This window comes from Streptomyces wuyuanensis, from assembly GCF_900103455.1.
GTDB lineage: Bacteria > Actinomycetota > Actinomycetes > Streptomycetales > Streptomycetaceae > Streptomyces > Streptomyces wuyuanensis.
Genome location: NZ_FNHI01000006.1, coordinates 267,347 through 279,702 on the forward strand (window position 1 = coordinate 267,347; position 12,356 = coordinate 279,702).

11 protein-coding genes, 1 tRNA gene and 1 pseudogene are annotated in these 12,356 nt (G+C 70.3%); 5 read left to right on the forward strand and 8 right to left on the reverse strand.

Annotated elements, in window-relative coordinates; genetic code table 11:
• Window positions 1-153 precede the first annotated feature (153 nt).
• Both BLT82_RS11845 and BLT82_RS11850 read right to left on the reverse strand, forming a co-directional pair.
• Window positions 154-828: a YdcF family protein gene (locus tag BLT82_RS11845; protein ID WP_093653866.1), complete on the reverse strand. Its 675-nt coding sequence runs from the start codon at window positions 826-828 to the stop codon at window positions 154-156.
• Window positions 829-830: 2 nt separating this feature from the next.
• Window positions 831-1,619 carry a GntR family transcriptional regulator gene (locus BLT82_RS11850; protein ID WP_093653867.1) on the reverse strand — a complete coding sequence of 263 codons (789 nt, stop codon included), beginning with the start codon at window positions 1,617-1,619 and terminating at the stop codon, window positions 831-833.
• Window positions 1,620-2,063: 444 nt separating this feature from the next.
• Here BLT82_RS11850 and BLT82_RS11855 point away from each other — a divergent pair, with 444 nt between their 5' ends.
• From BLT82_RS11855 to BLT82_RS38955, 3 genes and pseudogenes are all read left to right on the forward strand, one after another.
• On the forward strand, window positions 2,064-2,339 hold the full coding sequence (locus tag BLT82_RS11855) for a DUF6284 family protein (protein WP_093653868.1): 276 nt from the start codon (window positions 2,064-2,066) through the stop codon (window positions 2,337-2,339).
• The gene (locus BLT82_RS11860) at window positions 2,336-3,190 is read left to right on the forward strand and encodes a protein spdB (RefSeq protein ID WP_093653869.1); all 855 of its coding nucleotides are present in this window, start codon (window positions 2,336-2,338) and stop codon (window positions 3,188-3,190) included. Before BLT82_RS11855 ends, BLT82_RS11860 begins: the two co-directional genes overlap by 4 nt.
• Window positions 3,190-3,324, forward strand: a pseudogene (locus tag BLT82_RS38955) (RRQRL motif-containing zinc-binding protein); the annotation flags it as partial. The gene BLT82_RS11860 and the pseudogene BLT82_RS38955, both read left to right, overlap by 1 nt.
• A 185-nt stretch (window positions 3,325-3,509) precedes the next feature.
• Here the strand turns inward: BLT82_RS38955 and BLT82_RS11870 are convergent.
• The 4 genes from BLT82_RS11870 to BLT82_RS11885 form a co-directional block, all read right to left on the reverse strand.
• Window positions 3,510-3,583 (reverse strand) — tRNA-Pro (locus tag BLT82_RS11870).
• A gap of 231 nt (window positions 3,584-3,814) precedes the next feature.
• The gene (locus BLT82_RS11875) at window positions 3,815-4,756 is read right to left on the reverse strand and encodes a metallophosphoesterase (protein ID WP_093653870.1); all 942 of its coding nucleotides are present in this window, start codon (window positions 4,754-4,756) and stop codon (window positions 3,815-3,817) included.
• Entirely contained in the window at window positions 4,639-5,991 is a 1,353-nt protein-coding gene (locus tag BLT82_RS11880) for a glycosyltransferase 87 family protein (RefSeq protein WP_143041491.1), read from the reverse strand. The genes BLT82_RS11875 and BLT82_RS11880 overlap by 118 nt, the downstream gene beginning before the upstream one ends.
• The gene (locus tag BLT82_RS11885) at window positions 5,988-6,722 is read right to left on the reverse strand and encodes a hypothetical protein (RefSeq protein WP_093653871.1); all 735 of its coding nucleotides are present in this window, start codon (window positions 6,720-6,722) and stop codon (window positions 5,988-5,990) included. The genes BLT82_RS11880 and BLT82_RS11885 overlap by 4 nt, the downstream gene beginning before the upstream one ends.
• Window positions 6,723-6,946: 224 nt before the next feature.
• Here BLT82_RS11885 and BLT82_RS11890 point away from each other — a divergent pair, with 224 nt between their 5' ends.
• The gene (locus tag BLT82_RS11890; protein WP_093653872.1) at window positions 6,947-7,411 is read left to right on the forward strand and encodes a GatB/YqeY domain-containing protein; all 465 of its coding nucleotides are present in this window, start codon (window positions 6,947-6,949) and stop codon (window positions 7,409-7,411) included.
• 169 nt (window positions 7,412-7,580) lie between these two features.
• Here BLT82_RS11890 and BLT82_RS11895 read toward each other — a convergent pair whose 3' ends face one another.
• A complete protein-coding gene (locus BLT82_RS11895; RefSeq protein ID WP_093653873.1) occupies window positions 7,581-9,830 on the reverse strand; it encodes a transglycosylase domain-containing protein in 2,250 nt (749 codons plus the stop codon).
• Between the two features lie 360 nt (window positions 9,831-10,190).
• On the opposite strand from BLT82_RS11895, the gene BLT82_RS11905 reads away from it, so the two are divergent.
• The gene (locus BLT82_RS11905; protein WP_171052979.1) at window positions 10,191-10,535 is read left to right on the forward strand and encodes a WhiB family transcriptional regulator; all 345 of its coding nucleotides are present in this window, start codon (window positions 10,191-10,193) and stop codon (window positions 10,533-10,535) included.
• A gap of 518 nt (window positions 10,536-11,053) precedes the next feature.
• Here the strand turns inward: BLT82_RS11905 and BLT82_RS11910 are convergent.
• Window positions 11,054-12,349: an ATPase BagB gene (locus tag BLT82_RS11910; RefSeq protein ID WP_093653875.1), complete on the reverse strand. Its 1,296-nt coding sequence runs from the start codon at window positions 12,347-12,349 to the stop codon at window positions 11,054-11,056.
• Window positions 12,350-12,356 lie beyond the last annotated feature (7 nt).

Sequence of the window (12,356 nt, forward strand, 5' to 3'; positions counted from 1 at the left end):
CTAACAATGCTCGCGCAAACTCAGCCCGCACCTAACCGTGCGGAAGCAGGGCAAGTGCGAGGCCGCGATACGTTCCGGGCCGGGCCGTGGGGATCGCTTCCCTGCGAGTAGTTCATTTTGGAACGGTTTTCGGAGATGGCTGCCCTTCCAGCGTCACGCGCTAGGAGGATCGGCAACGTCAGCCGGCAGGAGTCGGCTGGTGAAGCCCTCTGCGCACAGCCGCTCGTAGGCAGCCATGACGGTGCCCGGAACATCCTGTTCGATGGCCAGCCCCCTGCCGGGAAAGGCGAGCACTCGTTGCAGGGCGCCTACGATCATGTCGATCACCATGTGCGGGTCCCCGATTGAGTCGGTGTACTCGCCCAAGCCCATCGGCGTGGACGCGCACACCACTTCGACCTCATCCCAGAGCTTCCGCATCATGGCGTACGAGCGTCGCTCTTCATACGGCTTGCTCACCAGCAGGACCGACGAGACCTCGACGCCGGTCTCAGCCAACACCGATTTCGTGAACTCGATGTTCTCTCCGGTGTTCGTGGCGCGCGGCTCCAGCAACACGGCGGAATCGGGCACACCGAGCTGCAACGCCCGCTCGCGGTAGTGGACAGCCTCTCCACGCGGCATACGCGCTCGGGTCGTGGGGCTGGTGGACCCGGTGAACACGATGACCGGGGCCATGCCTTGGCGGTAGAGCTCCGCTGTCACGTCGGCTACGCCGAGATCATGGCTGCCAAGACCGACGGCCACCGAACAGGGCCGCGGGGCGTGGTGCATGCGGTGGTAGTCCCACAGAAGCTGGGCATCTGCCCATGCCTGCGCCGAGATCATTTCTACGCCTTCCCGTCCTGTGCCGAGTCCGGAACCTTGAAGTCGTACTCCCACGCGAAGCGCGATGCCGCGTGGATGCCGATGGCGTACTCAACGACCGTGCCGTCTGCCGTGTAAGTCGTGCGGTGCAGCTCCATGACCGGTTCCCCCAGCGGCAACTGCAGGAGCTTCGCTTCATCCACTGTGGGGACGCGGGCGAACAGGGCTTCTCTCATGTGGTCGATCTCGTATCCCGCGTCATACAGCACCCTGTAACCGCCGCCACGGCCGGCAGGGCCCGGCGTCGGGTCGACGATGCGTGTTCCCTCGACGTGCTCGGGCCGGTAGTAGCTGGTCAGGGTGTGGGTGGGCTGCGTGCCCTCCTTCACCAAGCGGGCACGTGCGTACACCTCGGAGCCGACGGGGACACCCAGCCCCTCGGCGACGGCATTGCTCGCCTCGACACGGCTCACGGTCTGCGTCTGCTCGTTGCGCTTGTACTCACGCCCTGACGCCACACGGTCCGCGATGAATGCGACCTCATCGCTGTCACGCCACTTGACCTTGTCGTACCGGGCGATGCCGAGCCGCTTGAGCGGAGTGCGGGGGCGTACGACCGTGCCGTGCCCGCGGACCGATGTCACCAGTCCTTCCGCTTCAAGGGCCTTGTACGCCTGATGAACCGTGGACTTGGAGCCTTCCCCAGCCTCGACAAGGTCTCTGATCTGGGGCAGCTGGGCCCCCGGCGCGTAGTCGCCGTTCCTGATCTGGTCCGCGAGCCGATCCGCCAGCTCGCGCCACTTGGGTGCCACAGACGAACTCCTTTCGATGTGCCCCAGTGAAGCACAGTCCCAGGACTGTTGACAGTCCTGGGACTGCGTGCCATCGTCATTGCAGCGCCGCAGTCCTAGGACAGCGTCTCCGGAGGGCCTTCTTTGGGCTGCTCCGGCGCCCGGAGGGCCCGTGGAACGGCTCGAAGGAAGCGACTGGCCTTTGAGAACTGAACAGCGTGCACGAGGTATCCGCTCCCCTCCAGCGACAAGCGAGCGGCGCGCGTGGGTTCTGTCCCTCACGCGGTACAGCGCAACCCGACCCTTCCGCCGCGTGCCTGCGGCGGCCGGTTGCCTCCGCTGCTCGTCTCGTACGAGCAGCGCTGAGGGGAGCCGGATGTTCCGACTTCAACGGCGCGCACCCCCGGTGCTGGAACACCGGGGGTGCTGTTCGGGCCGTAGAACCTGCTAGGGAGACCACGACCCATGGAATACATCGCTGCACGTCAGACGGCCGTTACCGGGGCCGTCGACAGCGTTGACCGCGAGCCGACGGCCGCGGAGCTGGACGCGATCGAGCAGGAGCTGCCCGCGATCCTCGCGGAGGTCGACCTGCTCGACGCGCAGATCGTCACCCTGGACCGCACCCCGACTGAGCTGGACGCCCGGCGCATCCGCCGGGCCCGCCGCCGGGTCCTGGTCGCGCGCCGGGAGCTGGCCAACCGCACCACCCCCGAGGGCCTTGCCGGGGGTGCGGCATGAGGGCCAAGACCGTGCTGCCCGCCGTCGCGATGACGGCGGTGTCGATGGTCCTCACCCTCGCGGTGGTGGTGATGTGGCTGGGCACGGCGGTGCCGTGGCCGGTCGCCCTGGTCGTCGGTCTCGGTATCGACGGCGGATGGCTCGCCACCCTCGCCTACGAACGCCGCCTCGCCGCGCAGGGCGACCACAGCCCGGCGGTGACTGTGGTGGGCTGGTCGTTCGGCCTGCTCGCCGCCGGCGTCCTGGTCGCCCACGCGCTCACGGCCGAAGCATCGGCCGGTGCGTGGCTGGCGGTGGCGTGGCTGCCGCTCGCGGCGAAGGCACTGTGGCTGGTGCACGGGCTGTGGGAGCGCACCGCCCTCACCCCGGGCGCGCTCGGCGCGATCCGGGGGATCCAGCAGGAAGCCCGGGACGAAGCAGCCGTGTCCCGCGCCCGACTCCGGGCGGAAGCCACCACGGAGGAGACACGGCTGACAGCCGTGACCGAAGCGGGTGCCCGCGTCGCACGCGTCCAGGCCAGGACCGCGCAGACCCTTTCCCGAGCATGGTCGACGCTGGAGACGGCACGGGACGGGGAGGACACCGGGCGAGCGCTGACCAGCGTGACCCACCGGGTCACACCCGACGTCGCATCCCGCTGGGAGCTCCCCGTCTGGGGCCCCTCCGAGCCGGTGCCGGCGCTGGAGTCGGGCCCGGCGCTCACGGATGAGGCGCTGGACACGGTCGTGGAGCAGATCCGTACCAGCGAGGATCCGGCCCTGTCGTACCGGGAGATGGCGACCCGGTTCCGGGCGGCCGGTCACGCCGCGTCGGAGGTCCGTCTGCGGGCGGCGTGGAAGCGCGTCGTGTGATGGGGGCGCTGCCGGTGTTCCGGTGGCGCCTCGCCCCGGACGGATATGCCACCCGCCGCCAGCTCCGCGCCGTCGGGCTGCGGCCCGGCGGTCAGGACGTGGCCGCTCAGCTCGAACGGCCCCGCTGGACGCGCGCCGGGCGATGAGCCCCGGCTCGCCCGTTGCCGTCCTCGACGCGCTACTGAAAGGCTCGCCGGTAGGGAGCTGGTCTGGAGAAAGATTCCAAGATCTTCTCCAGGATTTCTCCAGAGAGCCCCTGAGAAACAAGTCAGGCTCGGTGCTAATCTCTCAGCACCGAGCCTGACCTGGTGTTTCTCTGTCGGGGTGGCGGGATTTGAACCCACGACCTCTTCGTCCCGAACGAAGCGCGCTGCCAAGCTGCGCTACACCCCGATGTCACTCGCTCTCGCGGCGACGACGTTTACTTTAGCCCACCGGCGCCCGGAGACGAAATCCGGTTTTCCGGGGCCCCCACCTGGGGCGGAGCGGTGTGAGCGGTGCCGGACGCCGTCAGGGGAGGGGCGGCGTGAGCGGGGGGAGCCTCAGGCGTCCCACCCGTATCGCCGGTGCCCCGATTCCCCCGTCGCGCCCACCGGCGCGGTTGGGGGACGCCCGGCCACTGGCTCAGTCCCGCGCGACCAGCGTGAGCAGCGTCGCCTCCGGCGGGCAGGCGAAGCGGACCGGGGTGTAGCGGTTGGTGCCGCAGCCGGCCGAGACGTGGAGGTAGGAGACGAGACCGTCGGACTCGTGGGTGGAGAGGCCCTTCACCCGGTCGGTGTCGATGTCGCAGTTGGTGACCAGCGCACCGTAGAAGGGGATGCACAGCTGGCCGCCGTGGGTGTGGCCCGCCAGGATCAGCGGGTAGCCCTCCGTGGTGAAGGCGTCCAGGGAGCGCAGATAAGGGGCATGGACGACGGCCATCGAGAAGTCGGCCGTCTTGTCCGGGCCGCCGGCGACCTTCTCGTAGCGGTCCCGCTTGATGTGGGGGTCGTCGAGCCCGGTGAAGGCGAGTTCGAGGCCGCCGTCGAGCTTCAGGCGGCCGCGCGCGTTGTTCAGGCCGAGCCAGCCCGCCGCGTCGAAGGCGTCCCGGAGGCCCTCCCACGGGTTGTGCACGACGCCCACCGCCGGGGCGTTGCCGTTGAGCCCGTGGCGGCCCTGGGCCTTCTCGAACAGGTAGCGGGCCGGGTTGCGAAGCTTCGGGCCGTAGTAGTCGTTCGAGCCGAAGACGTACACGCCGGGGTACTCCATGAGCGGCCCGAGGGCGTCGAGCACCTCGGGCACGCCGTTGGGGTCCGACAGGTTGTCGCCGGTGTTGACGACGAGGTCGGGGCGCAGCCCGGCCAGGGACTGCAGCCAGGCGCGCTTCTTGCGCTGTCCGCACACCATGTGGATGTCGGACACCTGCAGTACGCGCAGGGGCCGCATTCCTCTCGGCAGGACCGGGACGGTCACCCGCCGGAGCCGGAAGGAGCGGGCTTCGAACCCGGCCGCGTAGGCGATGCCGACTGCTCCGAGAGCCGTGACACCGGCACCGATTTTGAGGGGGAGGCCGTAGCGTGCGCGCATGCGCCCATCGTCGCAGACGGTCCGCTCTCCGCATACGGCCCGTCCCCGTCCGTGCCCGACCGCCCGAGCGGCAGGAGCAGGAGCAGGAGCAGCGCTATCCACACATAGGCGTTGGCACCCATGAATCCGGGCACACCGCCGTCGTTCCAGCGCCACAGCCAGACCATGCTGCTGCACAGGACGGCGTAGCTCACCAGGGCCCAGGTCAGCAACCGGCGGCGGCGCTCCCCGCCCGGCGCGGCCAGCAGTCCCTTGTCCGCGAGCACGGCGAGGGCCGGGATCAGCCAGACCAGATGGTGCACCCAGGTGACCGGGCTCACCAGGCAGGCCGCGATTCCCGTCAGGGCGAAGCCCGCGAGTTCGTCACCCGCGGCGACGGCCTGCCGCGCCCGCCGGGCCCACAGCCACATCAGGAGGAGTACGCCGGCGGCCCACACCGCGCGGCTGGGCTCGGCGAACGGCTCGGTGAGCCGGGCCAGCATGCCCTGCCAGGACTGGTTCGAGACGAAGGAGAGCGAACCGACCCGCTCGGTGTTCCACATCGCCTCGGTCCAGAACGTGCGCGATGCCGTCGGCGCCGCCCAGGCCGCGAGCAGGGTCGCGGCGCTCGCGGTGCCGATGGCGACCCCGGCCGCCCGCCACCGCCGGGTGACCAGCAGATAGCAGATGAAGATCGCCGGGGTGAGCTTGATCGCGGCGGCGAGCCCGATGCCGACGCCGGCCAGCCGGCCGAGGGACGGGAAGCGCTCGCGCCAGGCCGTCAGCAGCAGGCAGTCGGCGAGGACCAGCGCCAGCAGGAGCAGATTGACCTGGCCGAAGCTCACGGTGTCGCGGACCGGCTCCAGCAGGGCGAACATGCAGGCCGCCACGGCGTACGCGAACCATCTGTGCCGGCTCTCCCGCCGGATCGTCGCATCGAGGCAGACGTAGAGGATCACGGCGGCGGCCGCGACGTTCATCAGCTGGCTTATGGCCAGGGCGCTGTGCCAGCCGACCAGGGTCATCGGCAGCATGCAGAGCGCCGCGAACGGCGGATACGTGAAGCCGTAGCGGGTTCCGGGCCTGAGGTAGTCGTAGATCGGGTGGCCGCCCATCCAGTGCTCGACCGCCCCGTAGTAGACGTGCAGGTCGAACCAGTGCCGGTGGAACGGCACGGTCGCGAGGAAGAAGACCACCACCGCTGACATGCCGAGGGACACCAGGACACGGCCCCGCGTGGTCACGGGGATCCTCACGCTGTGCTCCCCAGCGGACGGTGCGGGTCCCCCGTCGGGCGGTCGCTCTGCGGAGGGGGATCCATGGGACGGGGAGCCGCCGGAGGGAGTGCCTCCGGACGGAGAGCCCTGTCTGCCGCTCGTGCCGCCACCCTGTATGCGCACCACAGCGCCAGTACCCCCAGTGTGCTTCCGCCAACTGCGATCAACAGCTGATTATGGTCGGGCGCGAACCTGCTCGGCATCACCACAAGAGCGAGAAGTCCGCTCAGCAGGGCCGCCGTGCGCACCGGACGCACCGAACCCCTGGGCGCAGTGGCCGCGATCAGGAACACGCCCCACAAGACGTACCACGGGCGGATCGCCGGGCCCAGGACGGCCACCGCACCCAGGCTGAGCCCCACGGCGTACACGGGCCTGTGCAGGTGGTGGCGCTTCCAGAACACCAGGACGGCGAGGGCGGCGGCCGCGAGTCCCGCCAAGTGCCAGGCCGGTACGGCGAATTCCGCGAGCCCGCTGCCCACACCCCGCAGCCCGGCCCCGGTCAGGCGCCCGAGCGTCGACGTCAGCGGCCAGTTGCCCGGTGAGGCCGGGGTGTCGAGGGCGGTGGTCCAGCCGTAGCCGGTGCCGGCCAGGGCCGTGGCCGCGACGGTGGTGGCGGCCGCCGCGCCGCCCGCCGCCAGTGCCGCCGACCCCGTCAGCCCCAGCAGCCGGCAGCGGCGGATGTCGACGGCGACGCGGAGGACCGGCATGCGCGCAGGCTGTCAACGACCGGTGGCCGCGGGCCGACGCGGGCGCCACCCGGAGACGGCCACGACGTGTCCGGCGCCTTACGGGCGGAGGGCGGGGCCGCGGCTGCGGGGAAGGGGACCGCGGGTCGCGACTCCGACGCGGCTTCCGTGCGGGGCGGCCGGCCCGGCGCGCGCCCGGCGAAATGCGCGGGCGCATCACGGCGCACGCCTGCCACAATCGATGCATGACCACGCTCAAGTCCAAGCTGCAGGAAGACCTCACCGAGGCGATCAGGGCGCGCGACGAACTGCGCTCCTCGACGCTCCGGCTGACCCTCTCCGCGATCACCAAGGAGGAGGTCGCGGGCAAGGAGGCGCGTGAGCTCTCCGACGACGACGTCCAGAAGGTGATCGCCAAGGAGGCGAAGAAGCGCCGCGAGGCGGCCGAGGCCTTCGCCCAGGGCGGTCGCGCCGAGCAGGCGGACCGGGAGAAGGCGGAGGGCGAGATCCTCGACGCCTACCTCCCCAAGCAGCTTACGGACGACGAGTTGCACGGCATCGTGGCCCAGGCCGTCGAGGAGGCCAGGGCCGCGGGCGCCGAAGGCCCCCGGGCGATGGGCGCGGTCATGAAGATCGTCAACCCGAAGGTGGCCGGCCGTGCCGAGGGCGGTCGCGTGGCCGCTGCGGTCAAGAAGCTCCTCGCCGGCTGAGTCCTCCGGCCGGCGCGCGACGCACGATCTGCGCTCGCGACAGTACGGCGAAGGGTCCCGGTGCCATCCGCACCGGGACCCTTCGCGTTACTGCTTCACACCCGTGGCGCCGGGCCGCTCCCGGGTCCGTCGGACTCGGGCGGCCGCTCCCGCGGTCGGCGCGACGGGGTCACCCCCGGTTCCGGCCTCCGTCCCCGCCGCCGTCCTGGCCGCGGGTGACGTTGCCGCCGATGAAGTCCGGCGGGAGCGAGATGCCGGGGAACGGGTCCCGGCCGCCGTTCTTGCCCGGCTTGTCGTCGTTGCCGCGGTCGTCGTCCGGACGCCCCTCGTCCTCGTCGCCGCCTTCCGGCTTCGACGTGTCGGGCACGTGGACGGTGTTGAAGTCCGGGGCCTCCTTGCCCTCCAGGGCCCCGGCCATCGCGTCCTTCCAGATCGGGCCGGGGACCTGACCGCCGAAGACCTTGTCGTGGTAGCGGCCGCCGATGCGGATGTTCACCATCTTGACCTTCTGGGTGGCGCTGCCGACCCAGACCGCACCGGACAGGTTCGGGGTGTAGCCCACGAACCACGCGTTCCTGCGCTCGTCCGTCGTACCCGTCTTGCCCGCGTTGTCACGGTTCGTCAGGCCGGCCTCCTGGCCGGTACCGGAGTCGACCACACCGCGCAGCAGCGTGTTGATGGTGTCCGCGGTGCGCTCCGACATCACCTTGCCGCACTCGGTCTGCGGCACCCTGAGGCTCTTGCCGTCGGCGGTCGTGATCGACTCGATCGCGGTCGGCGTGCAGTGCGTGCCGCGGTTCGCGAACGTCGCGTACGCGTTGGCCATCGTCAGCGGCGAGATACCGGTCGAGCCGAGGGTCAGCGGCGCGGGGCTGGCCGGAAGCTTCTCCCCGTTGCCCTGCACCACGCCCAGGCGGTCGGTCATCTCCACGACGGGGCAGAGGCCGATGTCTCCTATCATCTGCACGAAGTACGTGTTGACGGAGAGCTCCATCGCCTCGCGGAGCGCGTAGGGCCCGACTTCCTTCTCGTTCTCGTTCTCCACCGTGTCGCCGCCGCGGTTGCGCCAGGGGCGGTCGGAGCAGCTCGCGATCGAGTCCGGGTAGGGCATCTTGTACGGCGCCGGGTACGCCTGCGTCGGCGGCCGGCCCTGCTCCAGCGCGGCCGCGGCCACGAACGGCTTGAAGGTCGAACCCACCGGGAAGCCGTAGTTGGAGCCGCCCATCTTGGCGTCGACCGAGTAGTTGATCTGCGTCTCGTTCTCGCCGAAGCCGTACGGCTTGGACTGGCCCATCGCGATGATCCGGCCCGTCCCGGGCTCGACCATCGTGACCGCCGCAGCGACCTTGTCGTCCTGGTAGACGTGGTCCTTCAGCGACTCCTGGGCGGACTTCTGCGCCTGCGGGTCCAGGGTCGTACGGATCGTCAGGCCGCCCTGGTTCCAGACCTTGGCCCGCTCCTCGCGGGTCTTGCCGAAGACCCGGTCCGTCAGGAAGACCTCGCGCACGTAGTCGCAGAAGAAGCCCGCGCCGGCGACGGCCGTGATGCAGCCGTTCTTGGGCTTGCTGACCTTCAGCGTGATCGGCGTCTCCTTGGCCTTGTCGGCCTCGGACTGGGAGATGTCGCCGACGTCGGCCATCCGCTGCAGCACGGTGTTGCGCCGCTTGGTCGCCTCCTCGCCGTCGTTGACGGGGTCGTAGCGGCTGGGCGACTGGACGATGCCGGCGAGCAGCGCGGCCTCCTCCAGTTTCAGGTCCTTCGCCGACTTCGAGAAGTAGCGCTTGGACGCCGCCTCGATGCCGTAGGCCTGCTGGCCGAAGAAGGTGATGTTGAGGTAGTTCTCGAGGATCTTCTTCTTCCCCAGCTCCTCCTCGACCTGGATCGCGTACTTGAGCTCGCGGACCTTGCGGCCGATGGTCTGCTGGGTGGCCTGGGCGACCTTGTCCGGGTCGTCGCCGGCCTCCTCGACGAAGACGTTCTTCACGTACTGCTGGGTGAGGGTCGAGGCGCCCTGGGCGACGCCGCCCTCCTGCGCGTTGCGGTTGACCGCGCGCAGCACGCCCTTGAGGTCGATCGCACCGTGCTCGTAGAAGCGCGCGTCCTCGATCGCGACGATCGCCTTCTGCATGTACGGCGAGACGTCCTTCAGCGGCACGACCGTACGGTCACGCGAGTAGACGGTGGCGATCTGCCCGCCGTCGGCGTCCAGGATGGTCGTGCGCTGACTCAGCGGCGGGGTCTTGAGGTTGGCGGGGATCTCGTCGAACCCCTCGACCGTGCCCTTGGCGGCCAGCCCCAGCGCGCCGGCGGCCGGCAGGGCGAGGCCCGCCAGCACGGCTCCCGCGAGCACACTGACACCGAGGAACTTGGCGGCCTGCTGGGTCCCGGTCAGACCACCGCCCGATCGCTTCTTCGACATAGGGGCAGCCTACGTTCTCATTCTCCGGACACGCGTATATGCCTTGGCCTAAGCTGCTCCCAACTGTCACAGCAGTGCGGTTGTGTATCAAGACCCGCGCAATCCCCGAGCCGCTCCGCGGCGACATCCTTCCCGCGGTCGTCCCCCTTGCCTGGATGATTTGCCGGATTTATTACGTATGCCCTCAGCTCACTCCCCCGGGTGATCTGCCGCTTACGCATAGTCCGTTCGGACCATTCAAGATTGGGCCCGAAGGGGGTGTTGCGCTGTGCCCACCTTCCGTAACGTCCTCAACTGGCAGCGGTGAATATGCCGCTGCCGCCGTGGGGGAGCCTCGATTCGGGAGAGGACGGCGCCGGCATGGGCTGGGTAACCGACTGGAGTGCGCAGGCAGCTTGCCGCACTACCGATCCGGATGAACTGTTCGTACAAGGAGCGGCGCAGAACAGGGCCAAGGCGGTGTGCACCGGATGCCCGGTGCGGACGGAGTGCCTGGCCGACGCGCTCGACAACCGCGTCGAGTTCGGTGTGTGGGGTGGCATGACCGAGAGGGAGCGGCGCGCGTTGCTGCGCCGGCGTCCCACCGTCACCTCCTGGCGTCGCCTGCTGGAGACCGCGCGTACGGAATACGAGCGGAGCGCGGGCATTTTGCCCGTGGGCCTCGAGGACGACGAGACATACGAGACGTTCGCGGCAGTGGGCTGAGCCGGCGCCCGGTCGGGGCGCGTCGCGTCGCAGCCCTGTGCAGGGCAGAGCCCGGCCATGGGCCGTCGGCCTCGTTCGCTGGGCCTCGTGGGCCCGGTGGTCCGTGTCGTGTGGGCCGTGCCGCGGTGTCAGGTCGGTCCGAAGGGCTGACGGCGGCCGTGCGGCCGCGGAACGGCGGTCGCGCGCCGGGACGGACAGCGCCCCGCGACGGTTCCGGGCGGCCTCGTGCGTGTCGCTTCCGTCCCCGATGGCCGTTGCGGTCCGTGTGGGTGTCGAGCGTGCCGTACGGGGTGACCTCGGCGCATGGGGCGGCCCTGCTCCGTGCCCAGGCCGGGGCGGTGCCGTACGTGGCCTTCGAGCACCCCGCACCAAAGTGAGCCATCACACAGCCGACGCCGCCGGTGTCGGCTGGAGCAGCGGGGTGCCCGCGGCCGCCCGGGTGCGGCCGCCAGACTGCGCAGCCAGGCCGCGTCGTGCTGCCGCACGGCCGAGCGACGGCACGGCCAAGCGGCCGTCCGTTACTCGGCTCCGGCCGGGAGGCCACCGCTTGCGAGCTTGTCGCCGATGGCCCGAAGGCCGGCGAGGTCGTGCACATCGCCGGGCAGAGCGGCCACTTCGGCCACGGCCACTTCGGGGTGGAGTGCGGTGAACCGGTCGCGTGTGCGCTGCTCGCGCGACAGCACCTGCATCCGTTCGGCGTGCAGTCGCAGCAGACCGGCGGTCAGTTGTGAGGTCGGGGGTGCCGAGGGCTGGTGGGACTCGGACTCTGAATCCGGCTCCACGGCGGAAGGGGTGGGAGAGGACCCCGTGGAGCCACGCCCAGCAGCCTTCCCGGCCTCCTGATCCACAATGCGGCCCTCGTCAAGATTTTCCGCGGCGGCGAGCGCCCGCTCGGCCGACAGCCGGGCGGCACCACTGCCGTGGACACGGTTGAGCACCAGCCCGGCCAGCGGCATCTCCTCCGCCGCCAGGCGCTCCACGAAGTACGCCGCCTCGCGCAGCGCGTCCCGCTCGGGGGCGGCGACCACCAGGAACGCCGTTCCGGGCGCCTGCAGCAGCCGGTACGTGGCATCGGCGCGCGTGCGGAACCCGCCGAACATCGTGTCCATCGCGGCCACGAAGGTCTGCACGTCACGCAGCAGCTGACCGCCCAGCAGCTTCCCGAGCGTCCCGGTCATCATCGACATGCCGACGTTCAGGAACTTCATCCCCGCCCGGCCGCCCATCTTCGCGGGAGCCATCAGCAGCCGGATGAACTTGCCGTCCAGGAAGGACCCGAGCCGCTTCGGAGCGTCCAGGAAGTCCAGCGCCGACCGCGACGGGGGGGTGTCCACCACGATCAGGTCCCACTCGTCGCGCGCCCGCAGCTGCCCCAGCTTCTCCATCGCCATGTACTCCTGCGTGCCCGCGAAGCCGGCCGACAGGGACTGGTAGAAGGGGTTCTCCAGGATGGCGCGGGCCCGGGACGGATCCGCGTGCGCCTCGACGATCTCGTCGAACGTGCGCTTCATGTCGAGCATCATGGCGTGCAACTCGCCGTCGCCGTCGATGCCGTCCACCCGGCGCGGGGTGTTGTCCAGCAGGTCGATGCCCATCGACTGGGCCAGCCGGCGTGCGGGGTCGATGGTGAGCACGACCGCCCGGCGGCCGCGCTCCGCCGCCCGTACCCCGAGGGCGGCGGCGGTCGTCGTCTTGCCCACGCCGCCGGCGCCGCAGCACACGATGATGCGGATCCCCGGGTCGTCGAGCAGGGGATCGATATCGAGGAGCGGCGCTTCCTGCAGGGCGCTGCCATGCGTCATCGACGACGTCATCCGTTCA